This window comes from Pseudomonadota bacterium (genome assembly GCA_036339585.1).
Classification (GTDB): domain Bacteria; phylum Pseudomonadota; class Alphaproteobacteria; order UBA8366; family UBA8366; genus UBA8366.
In genome coordinates, this window is sequence record JAYZAS010000002.1 from 96,543 (window position 1) to 118,633 (window position 22,091).

The 22,091-nt window shown below is 45.0% G+C and carries 21 protein-coding genes; all 21 read left to right on the top strand.

The genetic code is table 11. The features are described from left to right. Window positions 1–6 precede the first annotated feature (6 nt). From VX941_02120 to VX941_02220, 21 genes are read left to right on the top strand one after another with little or no spacing between them, the layout of a single operon-like run. Window positions 7–1,380, top strand: a complete 1,374-nt coding sequence (locus VX941_02120; protein ID MEE2932202.1) for a DUF4910 domain-containing protein — start codon at window positions 7–9, stop codon at window positions 1,378–1,380. Then, a complete protein-coding gene (locus VX941_02125) occupies window positions 1,373–2,377 on the top strand; it encodes a (2Fe-2S)-binding protein (protein MEE2932203.1) in 1,005 nt (334 codons plus the stop codon). The genes VX941_02120 and VX941_02125 overlap by 8 nt, the downstream gene beginning before the upstream one ends. 16 nt (window positions 2,378–2,393) lie before the next feature. Continuing rightward, complete coding sequence (locus VX941_02130) at window positions 2,394–3,239, top strand: hypothetical protein (protein MEE2932204.1); 846 nt, start codon at window positions 2,394–2,396, stop codon at window positions 3,237–3,239. A gap of 21 nt (window positions 3,240–3,260) precedes the next feature. Next, complete coding sequence (locus VX941_02135) at window positions 3,261–4,808, top strand: hypothetical protein (protein MEE2932205.1); 1,548 nt, start codon at window positions 3,261–3,263, stop codon at window positions 4,806–4,808. A gap of 8 nt (window positions 4,809–4,816) precedes the next feature. Further along, window positions 4,817–5,404, top strand: a complete 588-nt coding sequence (locus VX941_02140) for a GNAT family protein (GenBank protein ID MEE2932206.1) — start codon at window positions 4,817–4,819, stop codon at window positions 5,402–5,404. Next, the gene (locus tag VX941_02145; GenBank protein ID MEE2932207.1) at window positions 5,401–6,231 is read left to right on the top strand and encodes a hypothetical protein; all 831 of its coding nucleotides are present in this window, start codon (window positions 5,401–5,403) and stop codon (window positions 6,229–6,231) included. The genes VX941_02140 and VX941_02145 overlap by 4 nt, the downstream gene beginning before the upstream one ends. A gap of 12 nt (window positions 6,232–6,243) precedes the next feature. Beyond that, window positions 6,244–7,467, top strand: a complete 1,224-nt coding sequence (locus VX941_02150) for an N-acetyl sugar amidotransferase (GenBank protein MEE2932208.1) — start codon at window positions 6,244–6,246, stop codon at window positions 7,465–7,467. Between the two features lie 4 nt (window positions 7,468–7,471). Continuing rightward, entirely contained in the window at window positions 7,472–8,131 is a 660-nt protein-coding gene (gene hisH / locus VX941_02155) for an imidazole glycerol phosphate synthase subunit HisH (protein MEE2932209.1), read from the top strand. 5 nt (window positions 8,132–8,136) lie between these two features. Continuing rightward, window positions 8,137–8,892, top strand: a complete 756-nt coding sequence (locus tag VX941_02160) for an imidazole glycerol phosphate synthase cyclase subunit (protein MEE2932210.1) — start codon at window positions 8,137–8,139, stop codon at window positions 8,890–8,892. Further along, window positions 8,889–10,016, top strand: coding sequence for an aminotransferase class I/II-fold pyridoxal phosphate-dependent enzyme (locus VX941_02165; GenBank protein MEE2932211.1), 1,128 nt, complete (start codon window positions 8,889–8,891; stop codon window positions 10,014–10,016). The genes VX941_02160 and VX941_02165 overlap by 4 nt, the downstream gene beginning before the upstream one ends. After that, window positions 10,013–10,579, top strand: coding sequence for a hypothetical protein (locus tag VX941_02170; GenBank protein ID MEE2932212.1), 567 nt, complete (start codon window positions 10,013–10,015; stop codon window positions 10,577–10,579). Before VX941_02165 ends, VX941_02170 begins: the two co-directional genes overlap by 4 nt. A gap of 26 nt (window positions 10,580–10,605) precedes the next feature. Continuing rightward, window positions 10,606–11,643: an N-acetylneuraminate synthase family protein gene (locus VX941_02175; GenBank protein ID MEE2932213.1), complete on the top strand. Its 1,038-nt coding sequence runs from the start codon at window positions 10,606–10,608 to the stop codon at window positions 11,641–11,643. Between the two features lie 2 nt (window positions 11,644–11,645). After that, window positions 11,646–13,340 (top strand): AAC(3) family N-acetyltransferase, encoded by a 1,695-nt coding sequence (locus VX941_02180; protein ID MEE2932214.1) that lies wholly within the window; start codon window positions 11,646–11,648, stop codon window positions 13,338–13,340. 10 nt (window positions 13,341–13,350) lie between these two features. Continuing rightward, on the top strand, window positions 13,351–14,409 hold the full coding sequence (locus VX941_02185) for a sugar phosphate nucleotidyltransferase (GenBank protein ID MEE2932215.1): 1,059 nt from the start codon (window positions 13,351–13,353) through the stop codon (window positions 14,407–14,409). After that, the gene (locus tag VX941_02190) at window positions 14,406–16,223 is read left to right on the top strand and encodes an ABC transporter ATP-binding protein (GenBank protein MEE2932216.1); all 1,818 of its coding nucleotides are present in this window, start codon (window positions 14,406–14,408) and stop codon (window positions 16,221–16,223) included. Before VX941_02185 ends, VX941_02190 begins: the two co-directional genes overlap by 4 nt. 31 nt (window positions 16,224–16,254) lie before the next feature. Beyond that, window positions 16,255–17,298 (top strand): UDP-N-acetylglucosamine 4,6-dehydratase (inverting), encoded by a 1,044-nt coding sequence (gene pseB, locus VX941_02195; protein ID MEE2932217.1) that lies wholly within the window; start codon window positions 16,255–16,257, stop codon window positions 17,296–17,298. Then, the gene (gene pseC / locus VX941_02200) at window positions 17,295–18,488 is read left to right on the top strand and encodes a UDP-4-amino-4,6-dideoxy-N-acetyl-beta-L-altrosamine transaminase (GenBank protein ID MEE2932218.1); all 1,194 of its coding nucleotides are present in this window, start codon (window positions 17,295–17,297) and stop codon (window positions 18,486–18,488) included. The genes pseB and pseC overlap by 4 nt, the downstream gene beginning before the upstream one ends. A gap of 5 nt (window positions 18,489–18,493) precedes the next feature. After that, window positions 18,494–19,246 (top strand): glycosyltransferase family protein, encoded by a 753-nt coding sequence (locus tag VX941_02205; GenBank protein ID MEE2932219.1) that lies wholly within the window; start codon window positions 18,494–18,496, stop codon window positions 19,244–19,246. After that, a complete protein-coding gene (locus tag VX941_02210) occupies window positions 19,243–19,878 on the top strand; it encodes a pseudaminic acid biosynthesis-associated methylase (GenBank protein MEE2932220.1) in 636 nt (211 codons plus the stop codon). The genes VX941_02205 and VX941_02210 overlap by 4 nt, the downstream gene beginning before the upstream one ends. A gap of 5 nt (window positions 19,879–19,883) precedes the next feature. Continuing rightward, window positions 19,884–21,386, top strand: a complete 1,503-nt coding sequence (gene pseG / locus VX941_02215; protein ID MEE2932221.1) for a UDP-2,4-diacetamido-2,4,6-trideoxy-beta-L-altropyranose hydrolase — start codon at window positions 19,884–19,886, stop codon at window positions 21,384–21,386. Continuing rightward, entirely contained in the window at window positions 21,383–22,084 is a 702-nt protein-coding gene (locus tag VX941_02220; GenBank protein MEE2932222.1) for a methionyl-tRNA formyltransferase, read from the top strand. The genes pseG and VX941_02220 overlap by 4 nt, the downstream gene beginning before the upstream one ends. The last annotated feature ends 7 nt before the right edge of the window (window positions 22,085–22,091 follow it).

Sequence of the window (22,091 nt, forward strand, 5' to 3'; positions counted from 1 at the left end):
GGAAATATGAAAGACACCACCCAAAAATCAAATTTCCTAAGCCCGGAAGACTTGCAAACGTTGCTCTGCACAAACCTTAATCAAGAAAATCTTGCAAAAGAAATAGCAAAATTTTTTGACCGTTTATTTCCAATTATGCGAAGTATCACGGGGGATGGCGTTCGTGAAACGATCAAAATTCTATCTGAATTGCAACAACTAGAGTGCTTGGAAACTGCTTCGGGCACGCAGGTTTTTGACTGGATAGTGCCGAAAGAATGGGTCTTCAGGGAAGCATATATAAAGGGGCCTAGTGGCAAAAAGCTGCTTGATGTCAACGATCATACTTTACACCTACTAAACTATTCCGCTCCATTTCAAGGAACCTTAAGCCGGAGTGATTTGGACAAACATTTGTATAGTTTGCCCGAGCAGCCTGACGCCATTCCATACGTCACTAGTTACTACGATGAAAGATGGGGTTTTTGTCTGCCCCACAAACTGCGTATGGCGATGCCAGATGGCGACTACCAAGTTCTCATAGACACTGAGTTTGTTGACGGTGCGCTAACAATTGGTGAATGTGTGTTACCCGGCGAGAGTAACGATGAAGTTTTGATTTCTACAAATATCTGTCACCCCTCTCTTGCTAATAATGAACTTTCTGGCCCACTCGTTACAGCATTTTTGGCACGATTAGTCGCAAGTTGGCCTAACCGCAGACTTACTTACAGATTTGTGTTTTTACCCGAGACCATCGGCAGTCTAGTTTACTTGGCGCATTTTGGAGAACACCTAAAATCACACGTAATTGCAGGATATCAAATTGTCTGTGTTGGTACCGACCATCCCTACCTTTTAAAAACGTCGCGCCAAGAGCAAACCCTTGCCGACCGGGCGGCCAAAACAGCACTCAAACACCTACTTGATGGAGATTTTGAAATGCGAGACTTCAGAGCAGATTGGGGGAGCGATGAACGACAATATTGCTCACCTGGCTTTAATCTGCCTGTAGCTTCCATATTGCGATCAATTTATGATGAATATCCAGAATATCACACCTCGCTGGATGATCGTTCTTTCATATCATTTTCATCAATGGCAGAAACAATTCAAACATGCGCCTTCATATTGCAGCACATTGAAAATAACAGAACGTATTTAAGCCAAGTTCCACACGGTGAAGTCCAACTCGGTCGGCGTGGCCTATATCCAACCCTCGGAAATTATCAAGAAAATCTTGATCAAGTTTCTGCAATGCTGTGGCTAATGAATTTATCTGATGGAGACAACGACCTTATTTCAGTGGCTGAACGAAGCGGCTGTGACATTCGACTACTCCACCATTTTGCAAAAGTATTCTGTGAGATCGGCCTGCTGAAAGAAAAAACTGATGGTTAAAAAATCCATCCCGGTGCCTGATGCAATGCCCGATGATCTAATCTGTGCCTGCAAAGGCTTAAGGGTCAAAGATTATCATAAGGAACTGCAAGAGAATCCTGAGGTCTCGTTTGAAGACGTACTTAATAAAACTGGGGCCGGCAGCAGCTGCACCGCGTGTCTTCTTGACTTAGAATACTTCTACGTCAGTTTGCCGCGTGAAAAAAATTCGTCCGACAAACCTGCTAAAGCAAGCATGGCGGGCGAGCGTTCATTAAAGCGAAAAATATTTGATTTTATAGATAAAATATCTCCGTCTGTTCCTTACAGGCTAGCCAACCGATTTCCTATAATATCAGGCGCCGGAATAGACCAACACATTTGGGTGTCGAATCGCAGTTTGCTTTTTGAGGGTGACCGTTGTGGCCCCTCCTTTGACGTAGATTTTACCGCTCGTGACGCTGCCGGTAATATATGCCACCGGCAGCGGTTAAGCGTTAAACCGGAAGCCGCTCTTGATTTAGTGGTTTCAAAATTTATCGAACCACCACAAGGCAATAGTGAGCTCGCCATCGGTTCGGTTGAAGTCATACGCCGCGGTAGAAAACAAGGTTTCCGTGGCACAACACGGCCCCAAACTGAGATATTAGCTCGTGATGGAACTTGCTCGGTACATGGGCAAAGTTACAAATATCCAGGAGAAAGGTGGTTCTCTCTTACCCACATCCCAAACGATCAAAGGGTATTTCTATCATTCATAAACTTTGCTGCAACCGAGAATAAAGTGGCAATCGAGTACCCAATGAATGTGGAAGATCTTCAGTTGAGAAAAAGACGGTTTGTTACCAAAATACCGGGCAACGGTGCCCACATTCATGAAATACAAGTAACGAACTCAGAAGCAACAGCCTTGGCTGGTCGGCACTTGGCCATAAAGTGGTCTGCAAGTGCTGAATATAATTGTCACATATTCTGTGCAAGCCCTGACTTGGGCCGACTTTCTATAGACCATTCTTAGCAACAGGTTTCCTACCATGGCTACTAACTATTTCGTCCCCCGAATTTATTTGTTGCCGCCAGGCTATCACATGCACTTAGAACCCCCTTACCCTGCCTATGGAAAAGCACTGGCGAATGGCTCTGCAGAATTAACATGTATTACCCGGGTCGTGCACGAGGGGAAAGTTGTAACAGAGACTTCAGTATCTCTTTTGTATGAGGGTGGACAATTAGTTTCAGAAACACCAAAGCCTATAATTTGGCATGATCATGGTGCGGATTGGGGAGAACATCCAGGATTTCTAGAGCTCGATATTCAAACAAAAAATGGCGAAACCTCAATACAAGATTACATAGGCCCCGTTGCCTACGCCACTTACTATGCCCCCGGACGTAAGGCTGTTTTTGCTGATGCACCACTGAAATATGCCTCACCGCCAACTATCGCACAAATTGCAGAATATGGGCGTTTTGTTGAAGGGCAAGCAATCGCTCGCATACATCGATCGCGCGATTATGGAGAGTCTATAGCACTTATCAATCCTTACAGACGCCCCATACTGGCAACATTAGCAGGTCACGATGGCCACAAGTTGCCTCGTCTTAAAGTTCCTCCTTACGCCTGCCGTATTTTGCGAATTAATGATATGCTGAGCCCCGAAGAAGCTGAATGGGTAGGACATGTCCAGATCACCGCTAACAATCGTGTTGTTCTGTATGACATTAAGCATTCTCTCGCTGACCCGACACTTTTTAGCCATTTTGAACATCTTGACCCCTTTCGGGCCGATCCAACTCATTTGCCGGCATTCAAGTGGCTCCGGATTAGTATTGGTAAATTCTTGGCAAAACGTGGCATTTATTTTCGCCCTTCTTACTAAATTGGTGAAGTTGTCTCTCTGATGGTTCAGCAAAGGTATATTTGGATTTTTCCTACTCTTTTGCATCGCTGGTTATGGAAAGATCTTGCGAGAGAATTGGAGAAAAAACTGGGACTACGACCTTTATTCATAATTGCTGATGAGCAAGACAGACAATTTTGGGAGCGGCAGTTTGACGAACCATTGGATGCTGAGATTGCTGTTCACTTTGACTACCTGAGCTACGCCTTGGATGCCAGTGAAAAAAGTGTAACTGACCATGAAGTAATTTGCCGCGCCGCTAACTTTGAAAAAACCCATGGGATCACACTGATGCGAGACATGGTGCTTGGCTGCCGACATATTGGTCGCGCTTTTATACTCGGAGGAGAGGGCCACCCCGCATCCAACGTGTCAAAAATGATAACCCGCCAAGGCGCGGTACACACTTGCATGGCTATAACTGATGATTTTGAGAAAATGGCTGAGAACTATCCTCCTGGCTTGATGCTAGTTGGGGGAGGTGGTGGTGGTGTTTATATGAAGTCAGCATGCCTGATCGCTCGACAAAACCGAGTTCCATTCCGATCCCTGGTGCATTCGAGGTTTGCCGACTATTACCTGTGGGCTGACAGTGAATTCGAAGAATCTGAGTGCTTCCGACAATTTCACACTTCACAGCCCGCCCCGCGAAAAGTCGATATTGAATATGTACATAAACACCTCACACCGACGGGCTTATCTGTTGTAGGGTTTGCACAAATGCAAGAAGGGTCTGATTGGCTCAAGATAATGAGACGAATTGTCATTATCCTCCTGCGAAATATTTATGGTAGGTTACGCGGTTATCGAAAGAGCCGTGTAGGACCCTCCTCTTTAGAGACAGCACGCATGATAATTCGCCAGCGTTTTGATCGAAAAAAACTAAAAAAACTAGCTACTATCAGAATTGAAGACATACCGGCCGCAGAAAAGGTTATCTATTTTCCTTTACAAACCGAACCCGAACATTCACTTAACGTTCTATCTCCAGAACATAGCAATCAACTCGCAACAGCGGTTGAGTTAGCTCTCAGTTTGCCGGCCGATGCCATCTTAGCAGTAAAAGAACACCCATACCAAATTGGCCGGCGAACGAAAGGCACTTATGAGACTCTGGCGGCTCTCCCCAATGTTGCATTCATAGATATTGATGAAAGCAGTGTTGACATCATTAAGCGCGCAGACCTTGTCGCGGTTATTAGTAGTTCAGCAGGCTATGAGGCAGCCGCATTAGGAAAACCAGTATTGCATTTTGGTCGACATGGACAGGCGCTCGATCTTCCACATGTTTATGGAATTAAGGGATTTTCTGATCTGACTCATATCCCGGAAATTATTGCAAATAATACTGAAGAAGCAAAAAAAATCCAACGTCGCGATGGGGCTCGCTACTACCTTGCAATTGAAAAATACTGTCTGGACATGTCTTCTTTTGATGCTCATGGGCGCACAGCACGACCGACTCCTGAAGAAATATCTGAGATAAGCGGGTCTCTTTTAAAAACTCTCTCCTCTACATTATTCGATATTTCTGAAACGAGAACCTAGATGAAAAAATGATCCTATCAGAATTAGAGAAAATAAATATTGATCTTTCTGGTGAGAAGTGTCGATTGCGGCTATTTGAGGCGAAGCATTTAGAAGATCCTTCATATCTTGCTTGGCTTCGCGACCCAGAAGTAGTCAAAAATCTTAATTTACCGCATTATCTAGAAACTAACGTTTCCTTCAGTCAGATTTCTGCTTATTGTCATTCTATTTGGAGCTCGCCAGATGATATTTTTTATGCATTGCACCTTGCCAGCGACGATACTTTCATTGGAACTGTCAAGGCCGGTCATATCAACTGGTATGCAGGAACAGCAGACCTTGGTATATTAATAGGTTTGAGAAAGATGTGGGGCAAGGGCATAGCCAGCGAAGCCCTATCACTGCTCGCATCCCATCTATTCGAAAAGGCTAAACTGCGCCGCCTCACTGCTGGTGTAATGGATACGAACCCCGCAATGATTAGAGTTTTCGAAAAACTTGGTTTCCAGCGTGAGGGGACTTTCCGCCAGCAAGACCGGCTAGGCGACGCGTATATTGACCATATACACTTAGGCTGCCTAAAACATGAATTTGTGGAAAAGCAAACCCGATGACTACCACGAACAACAAAGTAGGAGCGCTCATTCCAGTTCGTCTTGATTCCGAACGTCTCCCCGGAAAAGCATTGATGGAAATTTGTGGGCGCCCGATAATCTATCACCTCCTAGACAGGGTGACTGCATGCAAACATATCATAACAGAAAATATTGTCGTTTGTACAACTGAAGAGCCTTCAGACGATCCGTTAGTAGGGGTAGTTGAGGCTTATGGTGCGAGCATATTTCGAGGCTCCACCGATGATATCATCGAGCGTTTTCATGCAGCGATTTCCCACTTCAATTTCGATGCGGTGATCCAAGTTGACGGCGATGACCCATTATCTGCCACAGAATATATGAACCTGACTATGGACCGTTTGTTAGGCGACACCAATCTTGATATCGTTACCTGCCGGGGATTGCCTCTGGGAACCGCTGTGAAGAGCTTTTCCAAGGACGCGATGGAATTAGTATTTGACCGCTACCGTTCGACCCAAAATGACACCGGCTTCATATATTACTTTACTAAAACTGGTATTTGTAGGCAGGCAGAAGTTAGCCCTTTGTCGCCCGACCATATACATGATGAGGCAAGGCTCACACTTGATTACAGACAAGACTTCGAAATGTTTAAAGTAGTATTCGAAGAATTATATACGCCGAGCCACCTACCCGGACTCTCCGAAGTTGTAAGGTACCTTCGCTCGCATCCCGGAGTTGTCGCACTTAATACCAACTTAAATGAAGAATATTGGAAGCGCACTCAAGAAAAAGTTGCGCTGAAGTTTGAGGATGAAAGCGGCAAACTTCACAGTATCCCCATGAGCATACCATCAATATGAAAAGGTGAAGCAATGCTTTTCTGTACCAATTGCGTAATGCCTGACTCCCGCCCAGATCTCGATTTTGATGAAAACGGGGTCTGCGATGCCTGCCGCGCAAGTCAGCGCAAGTATGGCAAACACGTCGAATCTATTGACTGGGATGACCGGCGAGAACAATTTGAAGAATTGATAGAGAGCTGCCGCAGCAACGATCCTATGAAGTATGACTGCCTGATTGGCGTTTCTGGCGGAAAGGACTCAACGTACCAAGTCTATGTTGCAAAGGAAGTATTTGGTCTCAACCCATTATGCCTATGCATAGAACCCACCCTGCCCACACCGATCGGCCGAGAAAATCTATCAAATATTAGCCGCATGGGGGTTGATCTTATACACTTTAAGCAGAACCCAGTAGTCTATGAAAAACTTATCCTTGAGGGCTTTCGTAGGGTTGGTGATCCAGAGTGGGCCAATCATATGGCAATTTGGTCGCTACCCTTCCGGATGGCTGTTGCCCATGACGTGCCACTTATCCTTTGGGGCGAATCACCACAGATGGAATATGGTGGCTTTCACAGGGTCCAAGAGAAGAATATGCGCGAGATGGACGAAGATTGGCTTAACGACTTCGGCTGCCTCAACGGCCTTCGGCCAGAAGACATGGTGGGCGAAGAACTTGGCATAACACTCGAGGATATGAAGCCCTATCGCATGCCATCCAAGGAGCGGTTACGTGAGGTAGGTGGAAACAGAGGCTGTGTAGCCGCATTTATCGGATATTTTTTAGAGTGGAACGTACCTAAGAATCTTGAGATCATTGAGGCACGTGGATGGCAGAGGAGGATTGGACGTAACGAGATCACCTACACGGACTATGAGGGCCTTGACTGTTATTCAATGCAAATCCACGACTATCTAAAATTTTGCAAATTTGGTTATGGCCGTGCCACTGACGATGCCTGCCGTGATATTCGCGATGGGATCGCTACCCGCGAGCAAGGCGTGCGCCTCGCGGCCCGCTACGACGGAGGGTACCCGAAGGAACTAATTGAACGATTTTGCAATCACTTTCATTTACCACAGCAGGAGTTTGACGAAATTTGCGACAGTTTCACTAATCCGGCAATATTCGAAATGAAAGATGGCAATTTTCTAAGGGATATAGATGGCAGTCTTGTTATGCGACAAGAAATCCATGCAGCTCGCGATAACCCTTGGGTAGGGTGGGGAATGGCGGGACCAAGATCCGAATAAACTCATGATTAGATTTTCTATAATAGATTGTGGCATTGGCAACCTAAGGTCCGTGCAGAAAATATTTGAACGGCTTGACACCGAAGCCATAATAACGAACGAGCCTCACAAAGTCGCAGCATGTGATGGAATTGTACTACCCGGTGTTGGCGCTTTTGGTGATGCTATGGCGAAGCTTGAAGATGACGGTACCGCCGCGGTAATTCGTCAGCTATCGGGCAAATTCGGCAAGCCTTTGTTAGGCATTTGTCTTGGAATGCAGTTACTGGGACGTACTAGCACTGAAAGTCCCGGAGTAAAGGGGCTTGGCCTTGTCCCTGGCGAAACTGTTTCTATTGACATTCAAAATGAACGTGACTGGATGGAGCGTAAACTTACGTTACCGCATATCGGATGGAACACCGTAAGTGCAAAAAACCGATCACAGCTATTTGACGGCCTAGAAAATGAAACAGATTTTTACTTCGTTCATAGTTTACAGTTTAAGCTAAAAGATCCGACATGGATTGGAGCAACAGTTAGATATGGCAGTGAAATAGTTTGTGCAATTGATCATGGTAATATTTGCGCAACTCAATTTCATCCGGAAAAGAGCCAAAGGCAGGGGCAGAGATTAATCAAAAATTTTATCACCCGCACCTTACAAGCAAACGTGAGAAATTAATTCCGATGGTTAAGACCCGTGTCATACCACTGTTGCTTCTTAAAGATGGATTGCTAAAAAAACCGATCAAATTTATTAACCCACGTACTGTAGCAAACCCCATATCTATTGTGCGAGTCTTCGAAGCTAGGCAGGTAGACGAGCTTATTTTGCTCGATATTGGCTCAAGTGCAATGCACAAGAATGTAAATCCTGATATCGTCCGCATGATCACCGAAGAGTTGACACTACCATTTGCGTGTGGAGGTGGAATTAATACAATGGAGCAAGTAGCGGAATTAATTGCCGCTGGGGCTGAAAAGATTGTTTTAAATACCGCCGCTGTAGAAACACCGGAACTTATTAAAGATGTGGCGACACGTTACGGACGCCAAAGCGTTGTCGTTTCCATTGATGCACTTAAAACTGAAACTGGATACAAAGTTTTTGTTCGCAATGGATCAAAACCAACAAACCTTAACCCCGTAAATTGGGCACAAGAGGTAGAGAAAATAGGTGCTGGCGAAATTCTCATAAACTCGATCGATCATGATGGCACCATGGAAGGCTTTGATTGTCAACTAATTCGGTCAGTCGCAGATGCGGTAGCTATCCCCATCATTGCTGCCGGTGGCGCGGGCAAACCGGAGGATTTTCCCCCTGCAATCCTCCAAGGGCACGCCAGCGCCGTGGCAGCAGGCAGCATTTATCACTATACAAAAACAACTCCAGACATGGTTAAGCACGCGTTGCACTCCGAAGGTATTCCGGTTCGATTATGAGCATGCCCACACACATCCCACTGGCAACGCCTGATCTAGACGGGTGTGAAGCAGACTATCTTGCACGTTGTGTTGATGACAATTGGGTTTCCTCCGCAGGCCCATTTGTGGTCGAGTTCGAAAATCAGCTAGCAGCTTTAACAAATCGTCGTCACGCCATTGCTACAGTAAATGGTACAGCAGCTATTCATCTTGCTCTGCTGGCCGCTGGTGTAATGCCAGGCGACCGTGTCATCTTGCCGGACTGGACATTCGCAGCCACTGCAAATGCAATTTGCCATGCAGGTGCAGTTCCCTTTTTCGTTGATATTACACATGACAATTGGAGCTTGGATGCCAACTTGGTGGCTGAAGTGCTCGATAAGAATGATCATGGCGTCACAGCAGTGATCGTTGTTCATCCATTAGGACAGACAGCGGACATGGACACGCTTCGCGTTGCTGCAAAACAGTTGCCGCTAATAGAAGATGCCGCTGGAGCGATTGGTGCTGAATATAAGGGTCAGCCTGCTGGAGCGTTTGGTGACTTTGCCGCCTTTAGTTTCAATGGAAATAAGACTGTTACTGCTGGCGGGGGAGGGATGGTCGTATGTAATTGCGATGCTCGTGCGAAAAGAATTCGTCACCTCTCAACTCAAGCTAGAGTTGGTAAGCAGTATGTCCACGATACAATTGGTTTCAATTACCGAATGACTAATCTCAATGCAGCAGTTGGACTGGCACAGATCGAACGACTAGGGACAATGCTAGAGGCAAAGAAGAAAATTGCTACTTGTTATGATGCAGCCATCGCTGGTCGCAGGGATCTCATGCCAATGCCACGCCCCAAGTGGGCAAATAATAGTTGCTGGCTTTACTCTGTTCTCACAGCAACACCGGAAGACGGTTCCTGTTTGATTCACGCCATGGCAGAGGCTGGGATTGAGGCTAGGGAATTTTGGCGCTCGCTATCTGCCCAAGCACCTTATTCTGAGATGCCCAACCTACTGCGCGGAGTTTCAGCTTCTCTGACCGGACGCGTGATCTCACTTCCCAGCTCAAGCCACCTCGACGAAGGTGCGCAGGGGCGAGTAATCGAAGCACTCGGCTCATGGTGCGGAAGTACTTTTGAGTTTACAGCATGAGATCGCACATATTATTGGGTGCTGGCGGCCACGCTAAATCCCTTGTCGAAGCTATCACCGCTGGTGGGGGTAAAATATGCGCATATGTAGATCCAAAGGTGTGCAGCTGGATAAATTGCCGGCATGTGCGTGATGAAAGTCAAGTTGAGCCGGAAGATGGTGTTTTAGCAATCGGACTTGGGGGAATAAGCCCAGCAAAACTTGCAGCTCGACTAGAATTACTCAGTATTATGTTAGCGCGTGGTTTTGAAGCACCGCCGGTTGTCCACCCAGCTTCTTACGTCAGTGCAAATGCCTCACTTGCACCAGGTACGGTGATATTAGCGGGTGCCGTTGTACAACCGGGTGTCAAATTGGGTACAGGAGTAATTATTAACAGCGGTGCCATTGTGGAGCATGATAGTAATATAGGAGCTGGTTCCCATGTTGCCCCTGGTGCGATCATCCTTGGTAATTGCAAAATCGGAACACATTGTTTTGTAGGCGCAGGCACTGTTATCGTTCAAGAAAAGATTGTCACTAACAACAGTTTAATTCCCGCACTACACAAATTCAGTGGTTAACTCAATAAATGTAAAGGGACTAATTTATGCGATTCCAAAATGGGCAAAAGACCTATGTGATTGCCGAAATTGGGGCTAATCACAACGGTGATATGAAGTTAGCACGCAAAATGATTAAGAAGGCTCAAAAAATTGGCTGCGATTGTGTGAAATTTCAATCGTGGGACACTAGTATTTTTTCAAAACAGGTCTATGAGAATAATTTCTTCCTCAATGATGATTATCGAGCACGAAATGATTACAGTCTTGAAGAAATTGTCAAAGAATTCTCGGTCACACCTAGCGAACTAATTGAACTGAAGTCTTACTGTGACTCCCAAGGTATTGATTTTTCTTCAACACCATTTGAACACAGTCAAGTCGATAACCTAATTTCACTCGATGTGCCATTTATTAAAATTGCATCAATGGACCTCAATAATGATTATCTTCTGCGCTACGCAGCGAATACTGGAAAAACGGTATTACTTTCTACAGGCTTCGCAACTCTAGAAGAAATTGGTCACGCGGTAAGCACTATTGAGAATACGGGAAATCGTAACATCGTCATTCTTCACTGCGTATCTATTTATCCGCCGAACGACAATCAAGTAAATTTGAATAATATGGACATGCTCCGGCATGCATTCGGTTACCCTGTCGGTTTTTCGGACCACACACTTGGTATTGAGATTAGTCTAGCCGCAATAGCAAAAGGTGCCGTAATATTAGAAAAGCACTACACACTTGATAAAGATATGTTTGGTTGGGACCACAAGATTTCTGCTGAGCCCGATGAGATGGCTACGCTTGTGCGAGGAGCAGAACGAATTTTTAATGCGCTAGGATCAACTCAGCGCTTGCCGCCTGAAGATCCAAGCCGCAAATCAGAATATCGTCGCAGCATTGTAAGCGCACGCGATATAAAAAAGGGAGAAGTTATTGGTCAGACCGATATTACTTACCGACGACCTGGAACAGGGTTAGCCCCTAACGCCGACACCCTGCTTATTGGATCTACAGCCCGAAATAATATCAAGGCAGATACCATTTTGAACCTTTCTGAATTCGAGCTCAGCAATTAATAATGCGGTTTGCTATCTGCACATCAGTCTATGAGGAGGCCCGGACCTACTTTAGTGACTGGATTTCGTGTGCGATCTCAGCCAGTAATGGTTACGATACTGAAGTTATTATTGCATTAGACGGCGTAAACGACACCGATGATGCATTGCAAAATTTAGCATGCTCATTGCCGGTTAGTTACGCAATCCCTGCAACCGGTGCAAATATTGCGCAAGTGCGCGAAGCAATGCTACTTCGTGCAATAAGGAGCCAAGCAGATATCCTTATATTTTGCGATATTGATGATCGATTGAAGGCTAATGCCTTTTCTTTACACGCCGCCGCTCTGAAGGATGCGGATTTTAGTTATGGCGATATGCAACCAATAGACCAAAATGGTTCTGTTTTAGATTCTAGTTTTTTTTCTGATGCAGCAGTGCCTAAGAGAATTAGTCGCACTGAGAGTATTATTGACCGGAACTGGCTGGGTTTCTCGAATTCTGCGATCTGGCGAAAAAAAATACCTTCCTTGATTGATAACGTCCCACAAACAATCGCCGCTGTAGACTGGTGGTTTTTTACCGTTTTACTCAAGAGCGGACTTAAAGGACAACGAGCCGATGGTATCGTTTCAGACTATAGAGACCACGAAAATAATCAGCTCGGCTTCAGACCTACTGCGACAATTGAATCTGCCAAAAAACGATTGCACATCATGAAGAAGCATTACGAAGAATTTCCCTTGGACATTATTGCTCAGCAACGATTATTTCGAATAATTCATTTGATCTCCAAATTAGATAAAAACCCAACTGAGATGCAAAAATTAATAGAGCCCGCTTGTGTTAATGCTCGGCTTTGGTATGAAGACATAGCTAATTTAGCAACTGGCCCCGCCTCGGCCAATGTTACGGCTGTTCAATTGCCTGATTATACTGAACCAAATAAATTTACGACCCGCCCGCAGCTGGCCCTAGCTCTAGCAAAGATTGGAGTAAAAAAGGGCGATATTCTTATGGTTCATGTTTCTACTAAAAGTCTTGGTTTTATAATTGGGGGGCTGAGAACGATCTTAGATGCGCTCTACGATGCGATCGGCAACGGAACTTTGATGATGCCCGCCTTTACCGGTGATTTAACAGACCCTGCAACTTGGTTTAAGCCTCCGGTAAACGAGAAATATTGGAAAACTATTCGGGAATCTCTACCAGCCTTTGATGCAAAGCTCACTCCGACCAAAGACATTGGTGCTTTAGCGGAACTTTTTCGCAATGAGCCGGGCACCGAACGTAGTAACCACCCTGTCTCATCCTTTGCTGCCCGCGGACCCGCGGCAAAACAATTGCTTAAAACACACGATATAAATAGTCGTTTTGGGGAAAAGTCACCACTGCAAGCTTTGTGTAACTTTGGGGGTAAGGTTCTCCTGATTGGTGCACCATACGAGAGCATGACGTTATTGCATTTAAGCAGTGACAAAATAGATGACGGTTCGCTCGTTAACCAATCTTCACCTATGCTAATTAATGGTAAAAAACGGTGGGTTGACTATCACGACCGAAGTCTTTCGTGGCAATGGTTCCCCGGTGCAGTTGAAAATTTAGTAGAAAAAAAAATTGCGCACCTTGGAACTATTTGTGACGCAAGGACGATCATCGTCGACGCAGCTGAGGCAATAAATGCAACTTGTTCCTGGCGTAAGAAAAATAAGTGCTAAGCTTTTTAAAATGGCAAACTTTCTCAGATTAAGTGACTTAACATCCGTGACATGCTCACCGGAAACCCCCACGCATGAGGTACTGCGACGCCTAAACGAGTCGGACTATTTATTCTTTATCGTTATCGATTGTAAGGGAAAACCGATAGGAACAATCACTGATGGTGATGTGAGGCGCGCAATTTTAGATGGGGCCACTCTAAACGATCCCTCAAGCAGATGTATGTTCCATCAATCACGCTTCGGTCAGCTCGGAAATGACACAGAAAATATCAAAATACTACAAAAAGTACCATTTCTTCCTCTTGTGAATAGCGACGGCACTTTAGTGGAAGTGTTGATCCCAAGTGGGAACACCCCTAGACTTAAAACAGCATTGGTAATGGCGGGGGGAAGAGGAATTCGCCTTGGTGAACGAACAAGAAATACACCAAAACCTCTATTATCCGTTGGGGATCAACCTATTTTGGAGCGCATCATTTCCAATCTGGAAGAAGCAGGTGTCGAGAATATTTTTGTTTCAGTCCATTACCTCGCTAACCAAATTAGGTCCTTTTTAGAAACACGCAGTAGCACAGCCTCTTTTCAAGTTATCGAAGAAAGCGAAATGTTAGGCACAGCTGGAGCAATTGGCCTTCTCCCCGCCGGCCTTTCCCAGCCAGTATTAGTAATAAACGGCGATCTAGTAACTCAAACCAATTTTCTTGCTCTTAATCATTTTCATTGGCGCCATAGCTACGATGCCTCAGTCGCTGTTGCTCAACATGATACACAAGTACCGTTCGGTGTCGTCCAAAAGGACAAGGATGGACTATTTCTTAGCATCGAAGAAAAGCCGGTAATTCGTAACTTTGTTGCGGCGGGCATATACTTTTTATCACCAGAATTTTGTGCGCTTGTTCCCAAAAATGTGCCATTCGACATGCCTGATTTATTAAATCGAGGCCGTGGAATAGGCCTAAAGGTCGGCCTTTTTCCTATACATGAACCTTGGATCGATGTGGGCCGTCCAGATGATCTAAAGCGAGCTGATGAGAGCTACAATTCAAGAGAAAAAAAACAAAAATGAGAGCGGTACGCTCATATTTCGATGCTGGACGTCGTTTCGGCCTTAAAAAAAGCAAAGAATTTGTCTTGCTCGCATTGTTATTATCTGCAACTCTTTTCGAAGGCATCGGACTAGCTATGTTGCTGCCGATTGTGGATGCTGTCCAAGCGGGTGGGAATTTAGACGGATTAAGCCAGCAATCCCTTTTTTGGTCCTATTTAGCTTCTTTCTACAGCGACATTGGTATCCCGATAACATTAGCAACTCTGATAATTACCAGCTTTAGTTGCATTTGTATTCGCCAGATTTTCTCTTACGCTAGACAAATATACTTTCAAAGCTTGTTACACGGTCTTATTCGTAACATCAGAAATATGATGTTCGGGGCCTACCTTGAAGCAAATTCAGAATATCATGACCAAGAGAAAACAGGGGCAGTAATTAATAGCATGACTACAGAGCTCACTCTTGGAGTGCAGACACTTCTTGCGCCGGTTCAGGTGTTTACTTATGTCCTTATGATTTTGGTTTACCTTGTTATACTTCTTTTTATAACCGGACCGGTTGCGATTGCTGCAATAGCCGTTCTAGGAATGAGCGCACTGGTTTTAAGAAATATTATTAGCCGGACGCAAACGACGGGCAGTGAACTTGCCAATGCAAATGAACGCATGGCAGCTTTTTTAATTCAACGCCTAGGATCAGTTCGACTGGTTCGCTTAAGCCACGCTGAGGGTCTTGAGCGCAGAGAAATGCGCTATCTTACTGATCAGCAGCGCAAACGCTACATAACGATCAACACATATCTTGCTCGCGTAAACGTATTAATGGAGCCCATCGCACTTGCTCTTGGTTTTGCAGTGCTTTATTTCGGCGTCGGACTTTTAAATTTGAAGTTAAGTGAAATCGCAGTATTTGCAATAATCTCTTTAATGCGTCTCCTGCCAGCAGTAAAAGAACTTATATCAGTTGGGCAATCGGCCCTTGGGACACAAGGAAGCTTGGAAAAACTCTGTGAACGCCATGCAGCAATGAATGCCGCAAAAGAAGTTTCTGAGGGAGGCCTTAAATTTGAAAAATTAAAGTCGGGTATAGAATTCCGGTCACTCCATTTCGCTTATCCAAAGGATAGAGACACAAGAGCTCTCAGGGCTGTATCCCTCACAATTCCAGCTGGCAAAATGACCGCAATAGTTGGCAGATCAGGTGCCGGGAAAACAACTTTGATCGACTTAATTCCACGTTTGCGTGAACCATGTTCTGGCGACATATTTTTTGACAGTACACCGTACCGAGATTTTGACCTGCAAAGCCTGCGCCATGGAATTTCTTACGTACCGCAAAACCCAATTGTGTTTAATGTATCGGTCAAAGAGCAAATATCATACGGAAGCGCTGAATCAATTACAGGGGATATAGAATCCGCAGCAAAAGCAGCTGGGGCCCATGACTTCATCTCTCGACTGCCGAACGGTTATGATACCCTCATAGGTGAACGCGGAGTATTGTTATCCGGCGGCCAACTTCAGCGTTTAGATTTAGCTCGCGCGCTATACCGGGAAACACCGATATTGATTTTAGATGAACCAACCAGCAATCTAGACGCAGAGGCAGAAACTGCCTTTCGGCATACGTTGCAAAGTCTGCGTGATCAAAGAAAAATAACCATAATCGTCGTTGCCCATCGTCTCGCAACAATTTCTGATGCAGATCAAATCGTAGTGCTCAATAATGGAAATGTTGAAAATATTGGAACACATCAAGACATATTACAGCATAATAAATGGTATCGAGATGCTTATGAAAAGCAACAACCTTTGACAGCTAAAGCATAAATACAAGAAAAAATCGTTAACAAGAATTTCAATGAAAGGCTTCCTTGTGTTGGAAAATTTCGATTTTAGTGATCTCTCGCTCAACAACCAATCTGTACTAATTACAGGCGGGACCGGTTCATTTGGACAGGCGTGTGTTACCAGTATATTGAAACATTTCAAACCTTCTCGGCTCATAATCTATTCACGTGATGAGTCTAAGCAGTACGAAATGGGCCATAGATTTAACGTGCAATCTGACAAAGAATCACCCCTGCGGTTTTTTATAGGCGACGTACGCGATTTAACACGCTTAAAGCTTGCGATGGAAGATGTCGATATTGTTATCCATGCTGCTGCTCTAAAACACGTGCCTATCGCAGAATACAATCCTATGGAGTGTATTCGAACAAACGTGAATGGCGCGGAAAACGTAATGATGGCGGCTTTAGCATGTGGTGTTAGAAAGGTTCTTGCACTTTCGACTGACAAAGCTGCCAACCCAGTCAATCTTTATGGAGCAAGCAAACTAGCGGCTGATAAGATCTTTGTGGCAGGCAATAATCTTGCGGGCAAGCGTTCCACAAGGTTCTCAGTGGTGCGATATGGGAATGTACTCGGGTCTCGCGGGTCTGTGCTGCCATTCTTTCGTAATCTGATTGAAAATGGTGCTACGTCTCTACCAATAACGGATGAGAGAATGACACGCTTTTGGATTACCCTTAATCAGGGGGTCAGCTTTGTACTTTCCTCTCTCCAAGTGATGAAAGGTGGCGAAATCTTCGTTCCCAAAATACCGAGCATGAAAGTCACTGATCTTGCTAATGCTTTGGCTCCCAAGTTACCGAATGACATAATTGGCATAAGGCCCGGCGAGAAACTGCATGAAATACTTGTTACTGAAGATGAAGCAAGGAGCACAGTTGAGTTGAAAGATCGTTACGTAATCGAACCATCTTTAGGTTTCTGGTCGCGAGATACATACACACAGACCGAAGGTGAGCCCGTGCCAGAGGGCTTCGAATACAAAAGCGATGTCAATAAAGACTGGTTAACACCTGATATCCTAACTGCATTATTAGGTAAATCGTTTTGAAAAATTTCTTGCCTTATTCTCGCCAGAACATCGATGATGATGACATAGCAGCGGTAACAGACGTGCTACGGAGCGACTTCTTGACTACCGGTCCGAAAGTCATCGAATTTGAGACCGCATTTAGTGAGCTGGTGAATGCTAAGCATACTTTGGCCTGCAGCAGTGGTACTGCTGGATTACATATCGCAACTAGCGCATTGGGGCTTAGTTCAGGTGAAGCAGCTATAGTACCCGCGATCACATTTCTTTCTACAGCTAATTCAGTCCGTTTCACTGGTGCAGAAGTTGTGTTTGCTGATGTGGATCCGAACACCGGTTTAATGACACCAGAAACAGCTGATGCCGCTTTGACACGCTCCAAAAATGCACGAGCCATACTTCCAGTCCACCTCAATGGGCAGTGCTGCGATATGGCTACTTTGAAGCCATGGGCGGATCAAAAAAACTTGGTTGTGATTGAGGATGCATGCCATGCCTTAGGCGGTCGCTATGAAGATGGAAGTTTAGTTGGAGGAGGCTCTGATAGAATTACTGTTTTTTCTGCTCACCCCGTAAAAACTATTGCCATGGGGGAGGGTGGTATAATCACTACTGATAATAGCGATACGGCCAAAATACTGATGCGATTTCGCAACCATGGTATGGTGCGTGATCCAAAAGAGTTTACTGCTTCCGACCAAGCATTTGCTTCCGATGGAAATGCCAACCCATGGTATTATGAAATGAGTTTGCTTGGTTTCAATTACCGTGCCAGCGATATTCATTGTGCATTGGGACTAAGTCAACTGCGCAAGCTCGAAAATTTCGTGCAAATTCAAAACAAATTAGTTGAGTCTTATGCTGAAAAGCTCGCGCCATTAGCACCTATAGTGCGACCTGTCGCCCGAATGGGCGCGGGGATGCCGGCTTGGCACGTAGCAACAGTGCTGATTGATTTTGATCAAGCTAATACAGACCGAGCAACAGTAATGAGGGAGCTGGGCAAACGTGATGTAGGAAGTCAGGTTCTTTATATGCCACTTACGCGCCAGCCGTATTACGAACAAAGATACGGAAAACAAAACCTTCCTGGCGCTGAAGCTTATTATTCTAAAGCACTTTGCTTGCCTCTTTTCGCAAGTATGACCGATAGTGACATTGACCGAGTGGTAGAGGCCCTTTCCGCGGCATTAGAAGTAAAGGCCGCGTAATCCATATGAAGGATAAGACAGTTGCTATAATTCAAGCGCGAATGACATCGCGCCGCTTACCCGGAAAAGTCCTGAAACCTTTATGTGGCGCTCCGTTGTTGGAGCGGATGCTCGAACGCTTGAAGCACGTGCGAGGGCTTGATGCGATCTGCTTAGCCGTGCCAGAAGGAGCCGAGCATGATCCTATCGTAGCTGCAGCACCAAGTTTTGTTAGCATTTTCCGGGGAGATGAAAATAATGTTCTTGAACGCACTTACCAAGCTGCTCGATATATGGATGCCAAAATCATAATGCGCATTACTTCAGACTGCCCAGTGTTTGATCCAGAAATAAGCGGCGATGTTCTGAGTGTGTTTTGCAGTTCGGCTGTGGCATATGCCAGGACAGCTTTTATAAGCGGGTACCCCCATGGATTTGACACCGAAGTTTTTAGTTACGATGCGCTTTCTAAAGCTCACCATGAAGCACAACTCCAAGACGAAAGAGAACATGTAACACCGTTTATATGGCGCCAACCTAGTCGATTTCCAATGGTTGAATTGGACTATCGTCCCGACCGGCGGCACTGGAGACTGACAGTCGATACGTGGGAGGATTATGAATTGATTTCCAAAATTTATGACTATTTGTATCCCCAAAATTCTCTCTTTGGCCTTCGTTCACTTGAGGATTTATTCAATGTTAATCCGAACATGCTAAAAATAAATCATAATGTCGACAATCCATTGCTACCTGGGACGCCAGGGGCAGCAATATGAGTAAGGGGCAAAAACAACTGGATGCGTGGAGCGGCACTTTTGGAGAGAAGTACGTCGAACGTAACAGCATAACACCCGAAGTGATCGAAAAACGCCGTTATGCATTCAGTCATATTTTTGAACACATTGAAGATGGTGATGCCCCTGGGTCAATTCTTGAAGCCGGCTGTAACATAGGTATTAATATTCATGCACTCTCTCACTTAACTGATGCAGCACTCCATGTGGTCGAACCTAACCAAACAGCCCTCAAAGTCCTTTTAGAATCTGGCGTTGTGCCTGCTTGCCGAGCCCACCTTGGCAGCTTGCAAGCACTTCCCCTGGAAGACTCGGAAATTGATTTGGTTTTCACCTCAGGAGTTCTGATCCATATCCCAGATGATGCATTAGAAACTGCCCTCTCAGAGATCCACCGGGTAAGCAGAAAGTTTATATTAGCATTGGAATACTTTTCCCCTGACCCGCATACTGTTCGATACCATGGCCACACCGACTTTTTATTCAAGCGGGATTACGGCGGCTTATTTTTAGATACTTTTTCTGACATCGAGCACGTCGCGAACGGTTTCTTCTGGAGGAGAACAACAGGACTCGACAATCTCAATTGGTGGCTTTTACGCAAAAGAGATTAGTGAGGATGGTCGAAACACGTTTAGCCCTATTTAGGTGCGATGCCGATCAAAATATTGGAATGGGACACCTCATGCGTTGCCAGGCGATAGCACTAGGGCTAAAAGCCCAAAACTGGCAAACAACTATTGCTTCATCAAAAGCTACTTTTGACCTAATCCCCTCTCTAAGTGAAAAATTTGATCACTGCGTAGTTGTTCCCGAATCAGACCTTTCAGCCTGTAAGCTAGATGATTTAATAGTTGGTGGATATGATCTTTGCGTCATCGATCATTACCAAATATCAGCCAAATACGAGACGCTGTGTCGACGCTGGGCAAAAAAAATAGTCGTCTTAGATGACCTAGCCAATAGAGAACATGATTGTGATATTCTCGTTGACACATCGTTCGGACGGAATAAATCAGATTATGCAGGCTTGATGCCTAGCCATACTAAGACTCTTTTTGGACCCTCTTATGCACCCTTGGACACAAATTTTTGGAAGCTAAGGCACACCATCGATAGAAGACTAAAGTCTAATCCAGTAAAACGAATTTTAATAAGCTTTGGCGGTGCCGATACTGGCGAACTCACGGAAACAGCAGTTAAAGCAGTAAACGCCACCAAGGCCAATATATCGCTGGATGTTGTTATACCCACTGGTTTCCGACAGTCTGCTGTAATAGAGGAGCTTTGTCGATCAACCGCCCAAGATTATTCGGTGCACAAAGGCACTGACCAAATGTCTGCACTTATGGCCCAGACGGATATTTCTATTGGTGCAGCGGGCGTCACTGCGTGGGAACGGTGTTCTTTAGGGGTACCGAGCATTGTAGTGGTTGCTTTCGACAATCAGAAGTTAATAGCAAAAGCGTTGGAAGATAACTCAGCTGCATTGGTGGTAAACGGGGGCTCAGGTGATAGGACAGACACTATAACAGAAAGTCTAAAAATGCTTATTGCAAATCACGAGTTAAGGTTAAAAATTACAAAATCCGCCGCGAGCCTTTGCGATGGACTGGGAACAAATAGAATTATAAGCGAAATATATAAAGCTCCAAAAACCAATGATGGTAAATGTGTTTCGATCCGAAGGGCCACGGAAGCCGACTTACTATCAACATTTAAATGGCAGTCTGACCCTCGGACGAGAAAATATTTTACCAACCCGACTATCCCTGACTTCAAAGAACATCGGGCTTGGTTCACACAATCGCTAAGAAATCCCAATCGAATTCTTACGATAGTCGAACTTGAGGGACAGCCATCAGGTGTGTTGCGTTTCGACAGAAAAAAGGTGCCGATTAACACACAAGAGTCTTGGTACGTTTCCATTTACATAGATCTAAACGTCGCCTCGATAGGATTGGGATCAGCAGCTCTTAAACTTGGGCGGCGCTTGTTACCAAACGCGATTTTAATTGCAGAAGTTCTCGATGAAAATATCGCATCACGCAAGGTATTTGAAAAAAATGGTTATATTTTCGACAAAGGAACCTACCTCAGCAATCCGGAACAGATTGAATGAACGATAAATATCTTGTCGCGGCTGTCAAACCGTGGAATATCAGCGCATATAACAAATACGTTCCAAGGCTTAACGGGCAATGGCATTTGGTGACCGAACCGGTGCGCCTCAAGAGCGAACTTCTAAATGATCTTAAGCCACGGTTTATTTTTTTCCCGCATTGGTCATGGCGAGTAAGTAATGATGTGCTTAAGCAAAATGAATGTGTTTGTTTTCACATGACGGATCTGCCCTATGGACGCGGAGGCAGCCCCCTTCAAAACCTTATCGTACGCGGTAAAAAATCAACGAAAATAAGTGCCTTACGTATGGTTCCGGAGCTGGACGCCGGACCAATCTACATGAAAAGAGATCTTCCTCTTATTGGGAGTGCGCAGGAAATTTATACCCGTGCGGCAGATATAATATTTGAAATGATAAAAGATATTGTGGAACTTACTCCGACACCTAAGGAGCAAATGGGGCCTATTACGCACTTTGATCGACGAAAGCCAAAAGATAGTGAATTACCTTATCAAGGTGATTTGGACATGCTTTATGACCACATTCGGATGCTTGATGCTGAAACTTACCCACCCGCATTCATTGAACACGGGGATTACCTAATAAAATTTTCAGAAGTTAGCCTAGAGAATGACACACTAAAATCACGTGTTATTATTTCACGAAAGCCGAAAAAATACCAATTTAAAAGATAGAAAAGTA

Bases quoted from the DNA above. Each gene is read 5' to 3' on its own strand.
- VX941_02120 (MEE2932202.1), top strand. From the start codon at position 7: ATGAAAGACACCACCCAAAAATCAAATTTCCTAAGCCCGGAAGACTTG.
- VX941_02125 (MEE2932203.1), top strand. From the start codon at position 1,373: ATGGTTAAAAAATCCATCCCGGTGCCTGATGCAATGCCCGATGATCTA.
- VX941_02130 (MEE2932204.1), top strand. From the start codon at position 2,394: ATGGCTACTAACTATTTCGTCCCCCGAATTTATTTGTTGCCGCCAGGC.
- VX941_02135 (MEE2932205.1), top strand. From the start codon at position 3,261: ATGGTTCAGCAAAGGTATATTTGGATTTTTCCTACTCTTTTGCATCGC.
- VX941_02140 (MEE2932206.1), top strand. From the start codon at position 4,817: ATGATCCTATCAGAATTAGAGAAAATAAATATTGATCTTTCTGGTGAG.
- VX941_02145 (MEE2932207.1), top strand. From the start codon at position 5,401: ATGACTACCACGAACAACAAAGTAGGAGCGCTCATTCCAGTTCGTCTT.
- VX941_02150 (MEE2932208.1), top strand. From the start codon at position 6,244: ATGCTTTTCTGTACCAATTGCGTAATGCCTGACTCCCGCCCAGATCTC.
- hisH (MEE2932209.1), top strand. From the start codon at position 7,472: ATGATTAGATTTTCTATAATAGATTGTGGCATTGGCAACCTAAGGTCC.
- VX941_02160 (MEE2932210.1), top strand. From the start codon at position 8,137: ATGGTTAAGACCCGTGTCATACCACTGTTGCTTCTTAAAGATGGATTG.
- VX941_02165 (MEE2932211.1), top strand. From the start codon at position 8,889: ATGAGCATGCCCACACACATCCCACTGGCAACGCCTGATCTAGACGGG.
- VX941_02170 (MEE2932212.1), top strand. From the start codon at position 10,013: ATGAGATCGCACATATTATTGGGTGCTGGCGGCCACGCTAAATCCCTT.
- VX941_02175 (MEE2932213.1), top strand. From the start codon at position 10,606: ATGCGATTCCAAAATGGGCAAAAGACCTATGTGATTGCCGAAATTGGG.
- VX941_02180 (MEE2932214.1), top strand. From the start codon at position 11,646: ATGCGGTTTGCTATCTGCACATCAGTCTATGAGGAGGCCCGGACCTAC.
- VX941_02185 (MEE2932215.1), top strand. From the start codon at position 13,351: ATGGCAAACTTTCTCAGATTAAGTGACTTAACATCCGTGACATGCTCA.
- VX941_02190 (MEE2932216.1), top strand. From the start codon at position 14,406: ATGAGAGCGGTACGCTCATATTTCGATGCTGGACGTCGTTTCGGCCTT.
- pseB (MEE2932217.1), top strand. From the start codon at position 16,255: ATGAAAGGCTTCCTTGTGTTGGAAAATTTCGATTTTAGTGATCTCTCG.
- VX941_02205 (MEE2932219.1), top strand. From the start codon at position 18,494: ATGAAGGATAAGACAGTTGCTATAATTCAAGCGCGAATGACATCGCGC.
- VX941_02210 (MEE2932220.1), top strand. From the start codon at position 19,243: ATGAGTAAGGGGCAAAAACAACTGGATGCGTGGAGCGGCACTTTTGGA.
- pseG (MEE2932221.1), top strand. From the start codon at position 19,884: ATGGTCGAAACACGTTTAGCCCTATTTAGGTGCGATGCCGATCAAAAT.
- VX941_02220 (MEE2932222.1), top strand. From the start codon at position 21,383: ATGAACGATAAATATCTTGTCGCGGCTGTCAAACCGTGGAATATCAGC.